Source organism: Microbacterium azadirachtae, assembly GCF_000956505.1.
Lineage (GTDB): Bacteria > Actinomycetota > Actinomycetes > Actinomycetales > Microbacteriaceae > Microbacterium > Microbacterium azadirachtae_A.
In genome coordinates this window covers 17,189-31,264 of the sequence record NZ_JYIX01000030.1, presented here as the reverse complement: position 1 = coordinate 31,264, position 14,076 = coordinate 17,189, and the positions used below count along the sequence as shown (strand labels likewise).

The window sequence follows — 14,076 nt, the reverse complement described above, 5'->3', positions numbered from 1 at the left end:
GCCAGGATCTGTGAGCATGGAACCGTGAGCCCCGACGACTACACCCCGCATTCCGGAGATCGCCGCTACCGCGTCGAGCACTACGACCTGACGATTGACTACCGGCTCGGCACGAACCGGCTGGACGGCGTCGCCGTCGTGCGCGGGCGTGCCGCCGAGGCGACCAGGGCGATCTCGCTGGATCTCGCAGGGCTCCGCGCGACCAAGGTGCGCAGCGACCTCGGCGGGCGCATCGGCTTCACGCAGACCGACCGCAAGGTCAAGGTCGCGCTCGGGCGCGAGCTCGCGGCGGGGGATCCGTTCGAACTCACGATCTCCTATGGCGGGGCACCCCGTCCGCGGCGCACCCGCTGGGGCACGCTCGGCTGGGAGGAGCTGGAGGACGGCGCGATCGTGGCCTCGCAGCCCATCGGCGCACCGTCGTGGTTCCCCTGCAACGACCACCCCTCCGACAAGGCGACCTACCGCCTCTCGATCACGACCGACCCCGGATATGCGGTCGCCGCCGCGGAGCCGGTGTCCACGACGACCAAGGGCGGTCGCACGACCTGGATCTTCGAGCGCACCATCCCGACGCCCAGCTATCTCGCGACCGTGCAGATCGGGAAATATGTCTCTCGGGGCATGGACCTCTCCGGGGTCGAGGGTCAGGTGCTGCATCCGGCGGGACTGACCGCCCGCGTGGACGCGGACCTGGCTCCGCTGCCGCAGATGATGGCCGTTTTCGCGGAGGCGTTCGGACCGTATCCGCTGCCCTCCTACCGGCTCGTGGTGACCGCCGACGACCTGGAGATCCCACTCGAGGCGCAGGGGATGGGCGTCTTCGGCGCGAACCACATCGACGGGCGGGGCAGCCTCGAGCGCCTCATCGCGCACGAGCTCGCGCACCAGTGGTTCGGCAACAGCGTGGGCCTGGCACGGTGGCGGGACATCTGGCTGAACGAGGGCTTCGCCTGCTACGCGGAGTGGATCTGGTCCGAGCGCAGCGGCGGGCACAGCGCGCATGCGAAGGCGCTCGGGCACTGGACCGCGCTCGCGGCGGAGCCGCAGGACCTCGTGCTCTCGGATCCGGGTCCTGAAGTCATGTTCGACGACCGCGTCTACAAGCGCGGCGCGCTCGTCCTGCACGCACTGCGGCTGACGGTGGGCGAGGATGCGTTCTTCCAGATCCTCCGGACGTGGACCTCACGCCACGCGGGCGCCACGGCGACGACCGAGGACTTCCGCACGCTCGCCGCCTCCGTCGCCGGTCGCCGGCTCGAGGCGTTCTTCGACGCCTGGCTCGACGCCGAGGCGCTGCCGCCGCTGCCCGAGGCGGCAGCGGGCGCCGCGGTGGAGCCGGCGCCGGTGACTCAGGCCCTGAACGTGAACCCGAGAGCCGTGGACGGGACCCGATGACGGAGGACATGCCGAGGCCCGGGGCGATCGCCCCCGCCGACCGCAGAGCTGCGCTGGCCGACGTCCGTGCGGGGCTCGCCTCAGAACTCGGCACCGCTGTGGCGAAGCGGGTCCGCGCCTTCGAGGACGGCACGCTCTACGTCGACTCGACCATGTCGGGAGCATTCCTGGCCTGGCTGGTCGACAGCGTCCTCCTTTATGCCGTCGCGGTCGCCGTGGCGATCATCTACGGCGCGGCATCCGACGACCCCGACCGTGCGGTCGGCGCCGTCGTCATCGGACTCGCGCTGATCGTCGTGCTGCCGTTCGGCTACGGCTGCGCCTTTCGCGACGGCCGCGCCCTGGGCGGACTGCTGACCGGGACCCAGGTGGTGCGGATGAGGGACGGGAGCCCGGTCGGACTCGCGAAGGCCGGGTGGGCGATGCTGATCCGCGCCGTCTTCCTGCCGTTCCTGTTCTGGGCGGCGATCGATGGGGTCGGCCAGGTCAGAGTGAGCATCGACCGGGCCGCGACCGCGCGGCTCCGTCGGGGCCGCATCACCCGCCTGCCCTGACCGCCTGTGAGGCGCCGCCGGGATCCGGGTCGCGTCGGGCGTCAGTCCTTCGCCGGCGGGTCCTCCCGCCCGATCCGCGCGAGCGACCGGTCGAACACCGTGATGAGGAGGAACATCGCGGCGATCCCGACCACGACCCAGCCCAGGACGTGCAGTCCCTCCGTGGTCGCCCTGGCGCCGTAGACGTTGCCGTAGATCACGGACGAGACGATCGCGCCCAGGTAGAAGAAGGTGCGCAACAGGCCTGCCGAGGAGGCGATCCGCGCGGGCTCGGCCTGGAAGTACAGCGAGTTCTGGATCGCGAGGTTGTTGAGGCCCTGCGGGATGCCGAGCACGAGCATCGCCAGCACCAGGAACCAGATCGGCGACGAGCCCGTCATGAACAGCACGAGGATCCCGGCGACGAGCTGCGCGGCGGATCCGACCAGCAGTTTGCCGACGACCTCGGGCCGGCGTCCGAACGCGAGCGCGACCGCGATGCCGGCCGCGAACACCGGCAGCAGCACGAGGCCGGCGATCGTCGGGCTGAGGCCGCGGCCGTCCTCGAGCCACTGGGTGAAGCCGTAGACGAACGTGTACGAGATGGTCGCGGTCAGCAGCGATCGCACGTAGCTGAGCAGCAGCGGCCGGTTGCCGGAGAGCACTCGCACGTCGATGAAGGGATCGGGAATCCGGCGCTCCCACCACACGAAGACGACTCCGGCTGCGAGGGCGACGACGAGCAGCCAGATCAGGGCCGGGGCGATGTTCTGCAGGAAGACGAGCAGGGTGAGCATCGTGACGGCGAAGAGGAGGATCCCGATCCCGTCGATCCGCGGCCGGTCCTCCACCTCGGGCTCGAGTCCTGTCCGTCGGGGCAGGAAGAGGGCGCCGAGCAGGAGTGTGGCGAGCCCGAGGGGTACGTTCACGGCGAAGGTGGCGCGCCAGCCCCAGGCGCCCACGAGCACGCCGCCGAGCGCGGGCGCGATCACGGCGATGGTCTGGGTCGTGACGCTGAGCAGGGTCAGGATCCCGGCCGGTGACGCGAGGCCGGTGCGGTCCCCCTCCGCGCGGATCATGTGCATCGCCGCCGGATAGCCCGCGCAGGTGCCGAGGCCGAGGATGACGCGCGCCGCCACGAGCCACCAGATGCTGTCTCGGTTCTCCGGTGCGAACAGCCCGATCGCACCGGCGGCGGTCACGAGCACCGCGCCGAGCAGGAAGAGGGATCGCACGCCGAAGATGTCGACGAGGCGGCCGACCAGCGGCTGTCCGATCGCGGTGGCCAGGTAGAGGCTCGACACGAGCCACACCGTCTCGCGGGCCGGGGCGCCGAGCGCGAGGCCGATCGGGGTGAGCGCCACGGCGATGATGGCCGTGTTGATCGGGTTGAGGATCGAGCCCACCATCATCGGGGCGAGCAGCCGCCGATCGAAGCGGCCGGCGGGCGCGGGGCCGCCGATCGGCGCCGAGGGCATCCGGATCACGGCAGCATCCGCTCCAGGAGTCCGGTCGCGGTGGAGATCGCGCGCAGCTCGTCCTCGTCGAGCGCGTCCAGGGCGTGCTCGAGCCAGGTCGCGGCCGCGTCTTTCTGGCCCTCGATCCTGGCGCGTCCGGCATCCGTGAGCTCGATGATCTGCCGGCGCCCGTCTCCCGGGTCGGGGCTGCGGGTGACGAGACCGAGCGCCTCGATCGCGTCGACGGTCGCGGCCATGGACTGCGGTCGCACCCGTTCCGCCGTCGCGAGGGCGCTCACGGTCGAGACGCCGCCCTTGCCGAGCCGGGCCAGGGCTGATGCCTGCGACGGGGTGATCGTCTCGTCGGCGCCGGCCTCGCGGAACTGGCGGAGCAGGCGCGCGACAACCGTGCGGAGGTCGAGCGCGGTCTGCCGCGCACTCACAGCGGATGCATCGGTCGTGGGCGAGGTCTCCGGCATATCGACAGCCTAAACTGCACAGTCATACCTGTCTAATATTCGAAAGGGCGTGGCGATGACCACCGCACTCCTGCTCATGGACTTCCAGAACGGCATCGCCGGACGCTACGCCGAGGGCGGTTCCGACGTGATCGTGAACGCGCAGCGGGCGCTCCTCGCCGCGCGCGCCGCGGGGATCCCCGTCGTCTTCGTCCGCGTCGCGTTCCGCGAGGGCTTCCCCGAGGCGGCCGTGCGCAACAAGGCCTTCGGCGCGATCGCCCAGTCGCCCACAGCCCCGTACATGGGGGAGGACGCCGAGGCCACGCAGATCGTCGCCGAACTCGCCCCGCTTCCGGGGGAGCCCGTGGTCGTCAAGCGGCGGTACGGCGCGTTCGCCTCCGACCTCGACGTCGTGCTGCGCGGACTCGACGCGACCGATCTCGTGCTCGCCGGCGTCTCGACGAGCGGGGTCCTGCTGAGCACGGTCCGCCACGCCGCCGACCACGACTTCGGGCTCACCGTCCTGGCGGACGCGTGTGCGGATCAGGATCCCGAGGTGCACAGGGTGCTGCTCGAGAAGGTGTTCCCGCGTCAGGCCGACGTGATCACGGTCGATGCGTGGGCGGCGGGCTTGGGCGCGGACGCCGCAGCGCGAGGCTGACGATCGTGCCGGGCGCGGCGGCGATCGGGAGGATCCGGAACTCGCCGCCGTCTGGCACCGTCGCGTACCCGTCAGGGGAGAGGCGCACCTGGTCGGGAGGGACCAGCAGGCCGCGCCCATCGGCCTTGAGCGCCGCTTCGATCGCGGTCCAGCCGCGGAGGTCAGGCGGATCCCCCGGCGCGAACAGGAGGGAGAGCTCCGGCGCGGATCCCTCGAGCTCCACGTCGATGCCGACCGCTTCCGCATCCTGCTCACGGGCGACGGCGACGACGACCCAGGGATCCGCGTACGCGGCGCTCGCGAGCAGTAGTGCGTGCGGCAGCAGCGGCCGTCCGTGCGGGCCGCCGCAGACCGGGCAGCGCTGCTCGATCCGCGGGTCCGCTCCCGGGGCCAGTTCGGCGGCCAGCGCCCGGATGAGCGCGCGGCCGGTCTCGCGCCGATCATCGGGCGCCGTGCGCGCCCACGCGATCCGCACGCCCTCGACCGTCGCCCCTTGCACGACCCCAGCGTAGAGCGAGGCCGGCCCGTTTCCCTCCCGGCCGGTGACCCCGGCCCGGCGACCCGGCCGGTCTGGCCTCCTGCCCGGCGACCCCCGGCCCGGCGATCCCATCTCCGGGTCGTCCCCGTCAGCGCACGCCAGAGGCTCCGCTCGCGGGGACGACTCGGATAGGAGGCGCGGCTCGCGGGGGCGGTACCGCCGCGCGGGGCTCCTCCGCACGTCCTAGGATCGAACCCTATGACTTCGGATCCGGCGGGCACCCAGACGATGCGCCGCTCCGGTCCGGTCGGCCGCATCATCGGTGCGCTCGATGACCCGGTTCTTCGCGCGTTGGTCACCGCGACGACCGTCGCGCGCATCGGGCGCGGCGTGTTCCTGACGATCACGGTGCTCTACTTCATCCGGATCGTCGGACTCGACGGCGGCCAGGCCGCGATCGTGCTGGCCGCGGCGAGTGGCAGCAGCATCCTCGCCTCGTTCCTCGGCGGGTGGCTCGCCGACCGGTGGAGCGCGCGGCGCCTGTCGTTCGCGTTCGAGGTCGCGGCCGGGCTCCTCCTCGTCGCCTACGCGTTCGTCGGCTCGTTCGCGACCGCGATCGTCCTCGCCGTCGCGAGCGGGTTCCTCGACGCCCTGGCGCAGTCGTCCCGTTCGGCGGTGATCGCACGCGGCTTCACCGGCGAGAACCGCGTGCACGCCAGGGCCGTGCTGCGCACCGTGACGAACCTCTCGATCGCGGCAGGATCCGGGATCGCCGCGATCGCGCTGGCGATCGGAACCCCCTTGGCGTACCGGATCGTGATCGTGATCGCCGGCGTGATCTGCGCCGTCGGCGCGATCCCGCTGCTGCGTCTGCCCTCCTCCGTCGACGCCGCCCGGCGGGTCGCCGAGACGATCACGACCGAAACCGGATCCGTGAACGCCGCGGCGACGGCCGCCGCCGAGCGGGAGCTGCGCCGCGACTGGCGCGCCCGTTCACCCTGGCGCGATCCGCGCTATCTGCTGCTCACCCTGTTCTCGGCCGCTTTCGGCATGCAGTTCGGCGTCGCCGAGGTCGGCGTTCCGCTGTGGATCGCCCACGCCACCACGGCGCCCGACGCCACGGTCTCGGTGCTGCTGATCGCGAACACCGTGCTGGTGGTGCTCTTCCAGGTGCGGTTCTCGCGGAACACGCACGACCTGCGCGTCGCGGGCAAGGTCTCGCTGATCGCGGGCGTGCTCATGGCGGGAGCCTGTCTCGTCTACGCCTCGGCCGCGGGTCTCCCTGTCGTGGCGGCGATCGCGGTGCTGCTGATCGCGCTCGTCGCGCACACCTTCGCCGAGATCCTGTCGCAGGCCGGCGGTTGGGGCCTGAGCTTCGAGCTGGCCGATCCCGTGCGCGCGGGCGCCTATCAGGGCGTCTTCGGGATGACGTTCTCGATCGGCTCGCTCGTCGCGCCGCTCCTCGTTAACGGGACGGCGATCGCCCTCGGTTTCGCGGGCTGGGCGATCCTCGCCGTGGTGTTCCTCGGATCCGCGCTGGGCGTTGCCGCGATCGCATTCCGCGCGGCGCGGCAGCAAGCCCCGCAGGCCTGACCTCCTCCCTCCTCCCTCCTCCCTCCTACCTCCGAGTCGTCCCCGTCAGCGCACGCCATGGGCTCCGCTCACGGGGACGACTCGGAGATGGAAGCGGATCCCCCGGGGGCGGGCGACTGGGACAGGTGCGGGATCCGGCGTCAGGTGCGGGATCCGGCGTCAGGTGCGGGAGAGGAAGTCCGCGATGCGGGCCGCGGCCGGGTCGGCGTCGCGGATCATCGTCTCGTGCCCGCAGCCGGGGATCTCCGCGAACTCCGCCCGCGGGATCGCCTCCGCGACGGCGCGGGTCCAGACCGCGGGGCACACCGGATCCCGCGAGCCGCGCAGCACGAGGGTCGGCGCGGCGATCCGCGGGTAGAGGTCCTCGGGGCGGTGGGCGACCGTGGCGCGGATCTTGCGGACGAGCTGCGGGCCGGCGCGGAGGTACTCGCGCACGCCGCGGAGCACCACGCGCGGGTCGATCGAGGCGGTGTCGTGCAGGAACCGCAGCGCCTGCCGCGCCACGCGCCGGGCGCCGGCATCGACGGTGGGCGCGGCGAGCACCACGGCGCGGACCCTGTCCGGGTGGCGGACGGCCAGCTCGGCCGCGACCTGGCTCCCCATCGAGTGCCCGACGACGGTGACCGCCGGCAGGCCTTCGGCCGCCAGGTGCGCCGCGACGAGGTCGGCGTGCTCGGGCATGGTGAGCGGGACATCGGGCTCCGGTGCCGCGCCGAAGCCCGGGAGGTCCACGGCCACGACGATGCCGTCGAGTCGTCGAGCCAGCTCGACGAACACGCTGCGCCCCATGCCGAGCCCGTGCAGCAGCAGGAACACTTCGGATCCGGATCCCACGCGCTCCGCGATCAGCGTCGCGGATCCGACGGTGAACGCCGTGACGGTTCCGCCAAGGGCTGGGGTCAGGTCGGGTTCGCTCACCGAACCACTCCACCACATCCGGCCATGAGCGGCGCCCTCGCCCCCCTGTGGCTCCCCTACTATCCGAGTCGTCCCCGTCAGCGCACGCCATAGGCTCCGCTGACGGGGACGACCCGGAAAGAGGTGGTCAACTCGTGGGGGGTTTCAGCATCAGGGTGTCGACCGTGGCGGCGGTGACGGCTTTCTGCGAGAACGGCCAGGGGGACTGCAGGCCCTTCGACCAGTTCTCGGTCTGGTCCGTGTAGTGCGGGCTGAAGGCGTGGCCGCTCGCTCCGCTGAGGTGGTTCCAGGTGGAGGCGTCGAAGTCGGAGAGGTCGACCACCATCCGCATCGACGGCACCGTGGTCGTCGCGTAGGAGCCGCCGAGCGTCCAGCCGGTGGCATCGACGAGTGAGGATCCGCCGCCGACCGGATACGGCCCGCGGTTGAACAGCCACTCGATCGGCGCGATGCCGCTCTTGCCGAGCGTCTGGTGGGTGAGCGTGATCGCGTGCAGATCGCCCCAGCTCCACCGACTCGGATCCGACCCCTGCGCCTTCGCGAGCTCGTCGTAGGCCTGCTTCGCCGACAGCGCCAGCATCTCGTCCCGGCCCGTGACGCCGATCTTCGCGTTGGTCCACAGCGGGTCGTCCGGGTTCTCGAGCATGGGGCCCACGATCGTGAACAGGCGTCCCTGCCCGTCCATCGGCAGCGGATGCTCGCGGTTCGCGAACAGGTTCAGCGCGAGGTGCTGCCAGAGCACATTCGCGTAGGCCGCGGCGGGGGAATCGGTCGAGGCCTGCGCGTCCCAGGACTTGAGGAGTCCCACGGCCGAGCGCACGCCGGCGTCCTTCGAGGGCGGGAGCTCCTGCATCTCGGCGGCGAGCTGCTTGCCGATCCAGCTCTGCTGGTCGAACTGGATGTTGCGCATGTCCTGAGCGGTGAGCGCATGCTGCTTCGCGGTGCGCTCGATGAGCTCGGCGATCCGGGCGGCACGGTAGCCGTAGTCCCAGTCCTTGGAGAGGAAGTACGGATAGCTGTCCGGGACGATCGCGTTGTTCGCGGTCACGATGTAGCCCTCGTCCGGGTTGTAGGAGACGGGGAGCTTCTCGAAGGGGATGTATCCGGTCCAGTCGGAGGTGCTCGTCCAGCCCGCCTGCGGGAAGTAGCCGTTGCCGGCGCCGCGGATCGGCAGACGGCCGGGCGTCTGGTAGCCGATGTTGCCCTTCTGGTCGGCGTAGATGAGGTTCTGCGCCGGGACGTCGAACAGGGATGCCGCGTGCCGGAAGTCGGCGAAGTCCTTCGCCGTGTTCATCGCGAAGATGGCGGTCGAGGTGGTGCCGGGATCCAGCGCCGTCCAGCGCAGGCTCACGGCGTACTGACCGGGAAGGGCGTCGACGGTGGCATCGGGCGCGACGCCGGCCTCACCGCCGGGCGAACCCGCGTCGGCGCGACCCACGATCGGGGTCTTCGCGAGGGCGGTGAAGTCATCGGTGAGACCCGACACGATCGGCCCGTGCACGGTCGAGCGGATCGTGAGGGTGATGTCGTCCCCGCCGGCGACCTTGACCGTCTCCGTGCGGGACTGCAGCGGGACGCGCACGCCGTCCCGCCAGTACGCGTCGCCATCGATCTTCTCGACGTACAGGTCGGTCACGTCGGTGGTGAGGTTCGTGAAGCCCCAGGCGATGTCGGCGTTGTGCCCGATCACGATGCTCGGCAGCCCGGAGAACGAGAACCCGCTCACGTCGAACGGGCAGGCGGCGCTCACCGTGCGGCAGCGCAGCTGCATCTGGTACCAGACCGAGGGCAGCGCCGCGCCCAGGTGCGGGTCGTTCGCGAGCAGCGGCTTCCCGCTCGCCGTGCGGGACCCAGAGACCACCCAGGAGTTGGATCCGATCCCCTCGCCCGGATCGCCGAGCAGCGTCTGCACGGCCTCCAGGGTGCTGCCGGCGGTCGTCCAGCGCACCGACCCCGGGGCGCTCGCCGTCGCGGAGGTGCTCGGCATAGGCGAGGCCGCCGGCGCAGCGCTCGGCGTCGAGCCGGGTGCGGGTGCGTTCCCCGTCGGAGCCGCGTCGGAGCCCGTCGCGTCCGTCGCGCTCGCCGCATCGCTTCCGACCTGCTCCACGGGGGTGATCGTCGGCACGATCACGGGGTGCTGGTCGAACGGGTACGCCGGGTAGATCTCGTTCATGGTGGAGGCGTCGACGGTGGGGGCGAGCAGCGCGCGCGTCGTCTCGTCCTCGATGTTGCCGCGCAGATCCCAGGCCATCGCCTTGAGCCATGCGACGGAGTCGGCCGGCGTCCACGGCTCGATCGTGTAGCCGGGGTTGTTCATGCCGACCACGGCATACTCGAACGATGCCTCGGCACCCTTGTGGTCGGCGAGGTAGGCGTTCACGCCTTCGGAGTAGGCCTCGTAGTAGCCGCGGGTGGCCGGATCCATCGCCGCGACCTCCTTCTCGGCGATGCCGTGCCAGTCCAGCGTGCGCAGGAACTCGTCGGTGGCGACCTGGGAGGATCCGAACAGTTCGGCGACCCTGCCGCTCGTCACGTGCCGGCGGAAGTCCATCTCCCAGAACCGGTCCTGGGCGTGCACGAAGCCCTGAGCGAAGAACAGGTCATGGCTGTTGTCGGCGGTGACCGTCGGGATCCCGCGGTCGTCGCGCTGGACCGTCACCTGCGCCTGCAGCCCCTTGAGCGCGAGCTCTCCTGAGGCCTGCGGGAAGGAGCGCTGCACGGTCCACACCAGGAACAGGGCGGCCGCCGTGGCGAGGACCACGATCCCCGCAATCACGCCGAACGCGACACGGCCGATGATCCGCCCGGCGCGGCGCCGGGGCTTGACGGCGGGTGCGGCTGACGACATCGCTGCTCCTTCGGGTGAGACGGAGTCTCACGGTCGGAAGGATCGGGTCGCAGCACCGCGAGACGTCCTCGCATCCTAGCGCGCAGCGCGGCCGCAGCCGCCGGGCTCGTGCACCGCCGCCCGCGCCCCCCTGTAGCTCCCCTACTTGCCGAGTCGTCCCCGTCAGCGCACGCCATAGGCTCCGCTGACGGGGACGACTCGGAAAGAGGCGCGCCGCGCGTCAGCCGATCAGGCTGGGCTGCAGGTCGCGCAGGGTGCGCTTGTGCGTCATCCTCGTCACGCCGATCATCGCGATCAGCAGCGAGCCGACCATCCAGATCCCCAGCACGGCGAGGTCGGTCAGCGCCCTGCCCACCTGGCCGCCGTACATGAGCTGTCGCATCGCGTCGACCACGTAACCCATCGGCAGTACGTGATGCAGCGCGGCGAGCGGCGCCGGCAGGGTCTGCCACGGGAACGTTCCGCCCGCGGTCACGAGCTGCAGCACCATGAGCACGAGACCCACGAACTGCCCCACGGATCCCAGCCAGACGTTCAGCGCGAGGATGATCGCGGCATAAGTGGCCGAGGCGAGCACCATGATGCCGAGCGCACCCCACCCGTTCTGGAACGTGAACCCGAGCGCCCAGGCGAGCACGCCGAGCAGGCCCACCATCTGCACGGCGCCGAACGCCGCGGGGGTGAGCCAGCCGGCGAGGGTGATCCGGATCGGCGAGTGCAGCGCCGTGACCGCGCGGCGGGAGATCGGCTTGATGATGAGGAACAGCGCGTAGATGCCGATCCACCCGGCCAGCGCCGCGAAGAACGGCGCGAGGCCCTGACCGTAGTCCTTGGCGGCGGCGACCTTGTCGCTGGACACGTCGACCGGGTTCGCGATCGTCTTCGCCTGCTGCTCGCGCAGCTCGGGGGTGGACGAGGGGATCGCGTCGACGCCGGACTTCAGGCCGTCGCGCAGCGTGCCGATGCCCGTGCTGAGCGTTCCGAGGCCGTCGTGCAGGCTCTTGGCGCCGTCGCGGGCGGTGGCCGCACCGGTGCTCAGGGCCGCGGCCCCCGTCGCGGCGGTCTGCGCGCCGTCCGCGAGCTGCTGCGACTTGTCGGCGAGCGTGGCGCTGCCGGACGCGACCTGAGCGCTGCCGTCGGCGAGCTGGTCGATCTTGCCGACCGCGCCCTGCACGGTGTCGTTGCCGCTGCGCAGCTTGTCACCGAGCGGATCCAGCTCCGCCAGGACCGCGTCGATGTCGGCCTGCGACATGCCGCGGTCCGCGAGCGCGGCGGCGATGTCGCTGCGGGCCTGCGGGAGCGCGTTCGTCGCCTGCTGCACGAGGGACCCGGCCTCATTCGCGTACTGCGCGATCTGCTGGTTGCCGGCGCTCACCTGCTGGGCGCCGTTCGCGAGGGTCGCCGCGCCGGCGGCGAGCTGCTGCGAGCCGTCCGCGATCTGCGCGGTGCCACCGGCGAGCTGCGAGGCGCCGTCGGCCAACTGGGACGTGCCGTCGGCGAGTTGGCCGCTGCCCGAGACGGCGGTGTTCGCGCCGTCGTACAGCTGGGACGCGCCATCGGCCGCCTCCCCGAGCTTGCCGCGGACGTCGCTGAGCCCGGTGAGCAGCTTGTCCGCGGCCTCCTGACCGACCATCTCGGCGACGGATCTGCGGATCTTCTCGACCGCGCCGGATCCGATCGACGACGCGAGGTAGTTGTTCGCGTCGTTGGTCTCGAGCTCGATCCTCGCCTGCTTCGGGGTCGTGCCCGAGGCGGACAGCAGCGCCTCGGAGAACGTCTTCGGGATCGTCACCGTGAAGTCGACGTCGCCGTTCTTGAGTGCGGAACGCGCGGCGCCCGCGCTCATCCGGTTCCAGTCGAACGCCTTGCCCTCGACGAGGTTGTCGGCGACCTTCTCGCCGTAGTTCGTCGTCGTGCCGTTCGAGGTCGCACCGGTGTCCTCGACGACGAGACCGACGGGCACCTCGTTGAATTTGCCGTAGGGATCCTGGTTCGCCCACAGGTAGAGCCCGCCGTACAGGATCGGCACGGCCATGAGGGCGATCAGGGCGATCACGGCCATGGGGCTCGCGGTCAGGCGGCGCAGTTCGGCGCCGATCATCGCGGGGATCTTCATCGCGCGGCTCCGTTCTCGGTCTCGGTGTCTTCGGTGTCGGTGTCTTCGGGGGCGGGCGCTTCGACAGGCTCAGCGACCGGATCCGGCTCAGCGACCGGATCGTCTTCCTCGTGGTCGTTGAGCGAAGACGCCGCAGGCGCCTGAGACGAAACGCGGTGCTCTTCCGGCTCCGGCTCAAGAACCGGCTCCAGCTCAGGGGCCGGCTCCGGTTCGGGGACCGGATCCGCGTCCCTCACGGTGGTGGATCCGGTCACGTCGGCGAGGGGGCGCACCGGCACCGTGGCGTTGGACGGGTAGCTGGTCTGGAGCGCCTCCGGGAGCCGCTCGATGACCGCGGCCGCGGATCCGCCGACGATCACGAGCACCGCGAAGCCGCGTTCGGCGAACTCCGTGGCGATGCGCCACCAGCCCTCCGGGCGCCCGCCGTGCCGGTCGGGGGAGACCAGCACGAACCCCTCCACGTCGTCGCGCAGCACCGCGAGCTCGGCCATGACGCGTACGCGCACGGACGGCTTGATCGTTCCGATCGGCTGCGCGGCGAGCTCGGCGAACCCGATCTGCTCGAGCCAGCGCCGGGCGTGCAGCGGGGTCGCGGGGAGGCCGGCGAACATGAGCTCCTCGCCCACGACCGCGGCGAGCGTCACGCCCGGGTGCGGGTCGCTGACCTCCGGCGCGTCGACGAGCGCCATGCGGCGGCGCAGGTCGCGGTCGTTGCGCGTGCCATCGATCGTGACCTCGCCCGTATCGGGGCGCATGCGGCCGGTGGCGATGAGGCCCAGCACGGTGGGCCGCAGTTCGGTCTCGGCGAGCACGAACCGGGCGTGGCCCGTCTCGATCTCGAGCGATGTGGTGGGCAGCGCGTGGCCCTTCTTGCCCTTGTTGACGTCGTGCACGGCGATCCTCATGCGCGGCCCTCCTCGGCGGGAATCGTGGCAAGCGTATCCGGCGTACCGGCCGCTGAGAGTTCGGGGTGCGCGCCGATCAACGTGTCGATCTCGCGCCAGCCGAGCCCCGCGATGCTGAGCACGGCGCGCACGGCGATGTCCCCCGCGACGGGGGAGGAGGCGTCGGTGCGGGTGACGACCGTGCGGGCGCTCTCCTCGATGAGGCGGGCGAGAGTCGGTGCGGCCATGTCCTGGCGGAGTTCGTCATCCTCCTGGCCGCGGCGGACGAGCGCCGCGAGCACGCGTCGCAGGGGTGCGAGGGCTGCGGCGGTCTCCTCGACGTGCGCCTCGTCGAGCGCGATCGCCGCGGCCACCTGCACGTGCGCCGCCTCGCGCCAGAGGTCTGCGGTGAGGCGCGCGAGCGCGATGCGGCTGTCGGCGTCGTCCACCCGCTGTGCGACGGCGTTGAAGCGCGCGGCGCCGGCGGAGATGAGGGCGTGCACGAGCGCGGTGCGGTCGTCGAAGTGGCCATACAGGGCGCGGCGGCTGAGTCCGGCGGCGCGGGCGATCTGGTCGACGGAGGCGTGCGGATCCACGGCCAGGGTCTGCGAGGCCGCGGCGAGGATGCCGGCCCGGTTCTCGGCGGCGTCCCTGCGCTGGCGGCGGGGTGCGGGGGTGTCTGTCACCGGACCAGTGTACGCCTAACCTGCACACGAGTGTGCAAGTTAGCTG

12 protein-coding genes are annotated in these 14,076 nt (G+C 71.6%); 4 read left to right on the top strand and 8 right to left on the bottom strand.

What is annotated here, in order from left to right; translation table 11 throughout:
* Nucleotides 1-24: 24 nt before the first annotated feature.
* Nucleotides 25-1,398 carry a M1 family metallopeptidase gene (locus RS86_RS05800; RefSeq protein ID WP_082076601.1) on the top strand — a complete coding sequence of 458 codons (1,374 nt, stop codon included), beginning with the start codon at nucleotides 25-27 and terminating at the stop codon, nucleotides 1,396-1,398.
* Nucleotides 1,395-1,952: an RDD family protein gene (locus RS86_RS05795; protein WP_152642095.1), complete on the top strand. Its 558-nt coding sequence runs from the start codon at nucleotides 1,395-1,397 to the stop codon at nucleotides 1,950-1,952. The genes RS86_RS05800 and RS86_RS05795 overlap by 4 nt, the downstream gene beginning before the upstream one ends.
* A 41-nt stretch (nucleotides 1,953-1,993) precedes the next feature.
* Here RS86_RS05795 and RS86_RS05790 read toward each other — a convergent pair whose 3' ends face one another.
* Together RS86_RS05790 and RS86_RS05785 are read right to left on the bottom strand one after the other, a co-directional pair.
* Nucleotides 1,994-3,409, bottom strand: a complete 1,416-nt coding sequence (locus RS86_RS05790; protein WP_045271372.1) for an MFS transporter — start codon at nucleotides 3,407-3,409, stop codon at nucleotides 1,994-1,996.
* Nucleotides 3,410-3,414: 5 nt separating this feature from the next.
* Entirely contained in the window at nucleotides 3,415-3,867 is a 453-nt protein-coding gene (locus tag RS86_RS05785) for a MarR family winged helix-turn-helix transcriptional regulator (RefSeq protein ID WP_235281644.1), read from the bottom strand.
* 55 nt (nucleotides 3,868-3,922) lie between these two features.
* On the opposite strand from RS86_RS05785, the gene RS86_RS05780 reads away from it, so the two are divergent.
* Nucleotides 3,923-4,507: a cysteine hydrolase family protein gene (locus RS86_RS05780; RefSeq protein ID WP_045271370.1), complete on the top strand. Its 585-nt coding sequence runs from the start codon at nucleotides 3,923-3,925 to the stop codon at nucleotides 4,505-4,507.
* Here RS86_RS05780 and RS86_RS05775 read toward each other — a convergent pair.
* A complete protein-coding gene (locus tag RS86_RS05775; RefSeq protein ID WP_052680099.1) occupies nucleotides 4,452-5,006 on the bottom strand; it encodes a hypothetical protein in 555 nt (184 codons plus the stop codon). The genes RS86_RS05780 and RS86_RS05775 overlap by 56 nt on opposite strands.
* A gap of 237 nt (nucleotides 5,007-5,243) precedes the next feature.
* Between RS86_RS05775 and RS86_RS05770 the strand changes: the two genes are divergently transcribed.
* Entirely contained in the window at nucleotides 5,244-6,578 is a 1,335-nt protein-coding gene (locus tag RS86_RS05770; protein ID WP_082076600.1) for an MFS transporter, read from the top strand.
* 159 nt (nucleotides 6,579-6,737) lie between these two features.
* Here RS86_RS05770 and RS86_RS05765 read toward each other — a convergent pair whose 3' ends face one another.
* The 5 genes from RS86_RS05765 to RS86_RS05745 form a co-directional block, all read right to left on the bottom strand.
* Nucleotides 6,738-7,496 carry an alpha/beta fold hydrolase gene (locus tag RS86_RS05765; RefSeq protein WP_235281639.1) on the bottom strand — a complete coding sequence of 253 codons (759 nt, stop codon included), beginning with the start codon at nucleotides 7,494-7,496 and terminating at the stop codon, nucleotides 6,738-6,740.
* A 127-nt stretch (nucleotides 7,497-7,623) separates the two neighbouring features.
* Nucleotides 7,624-10,344, bottom strand: a complete 2,721-nt coding sequence (locus RS86_RS05760; protein ID WP_045271275.1) for a penicillin acylase family protein — start codon at nucleotides 10,342-10,344, stop codon at nucleotides 7,624-7,626.
* Between the two features lie 220 nt (nucleotides 10,345-10,564).
* Nucleotides 10,565-12,460: a YhgE/Pip domain-containing protein gene (locus RS86_RS05755; protein WP_045271274.1), complete on the bottom strand. Its 1,896-nt coding sequence runs from the start codon at nucleotides 12,458-12,460 to the stop codon at nucleotides 10,565-10,567.
* A complete protein-coding gene (locus RS86_RS20750) occupies nucleotides 12,457-13,365 on the bottom strand; it encodes a hypothetical protein (RefSeq protein ID WP_200892754.1) in 909 nt (302 codons plus the stop codon). Before RS86_RS20750 ends, RS86_RS05755 begins: the two co-directional genes overlap by 4 nt.
* Entirely contained in the window at nucleotides 13,362-14,030 is a 669-nt protein-coding gene (locus RS86_RS05745) for a TetR/AcrR family transcriptional regulator (protein ID WP_045271273.1), read from the bottom strand. The genes RS86_RS20750 and RS86_RS05745 overlap by 4 nt, the downstream gene beginning before the upstream one ends.
* Nucleotides 14,031-14,076: the final 46 nt, after the last annotated feature.

Coding starts and splice junctions, on each gene's coding strand:
- RS86_RS05795 (WP_152642095.1), top strand. CDS start 1,395: ATGACGGAGGACATGCCGAGGCCCGGGGCGATCGCCCCCGCCGACCGC.
- RS86_RS05790 (WP_045271372.1), bottom strand. CDS start 3,409: ATGCCCTCGGCGCCGATCGGCGGCCCCGCGCCCGCCGGCCGCTTCGAT.
- RS86_RS05785 (WP_235281644.1), bottom strand. CDS start 3,867: ATGCCGGAGACCTCGCCCACGACCGATGCATCCGCTGTGAGTGCGCGG.
- RS86_RS05780 (WP_045271370.1), top strand. CDS start 3,923: ATGACCACCGCACTCCTGCTCATGGACTTCCAGAACGGCATCGCCGGA.
- RS86_RS05770 (WP_082076600.1), top strand. CDS start 5,244: ATGACTTCGGATCCGGCGGGCACCCAGACGATGCGCCGCTCCGGTCCG.
- RS86_RS05760 (WP_045271275.1), bottom strand. CDS start 10,344: ATGTCGTCAGCCGCACCCGCCGTCAAGCCCCGGCGCCGCGCCGGGCGG.
- RS86_RS05755 (WP_045271274.1), bottom strand. CDS start 12,460: ATGAAGATCCCCGCGATGATCGGCGCCGAACTGCGCCGCCTGACCGCG.
- RS86_RS20750 (WP_200892754.1), bottom strand. CDS start 13,365: ATGAGGATCGCCGTGCACGACGTCAACAAGGGCAAGAAGGGCCACGCG.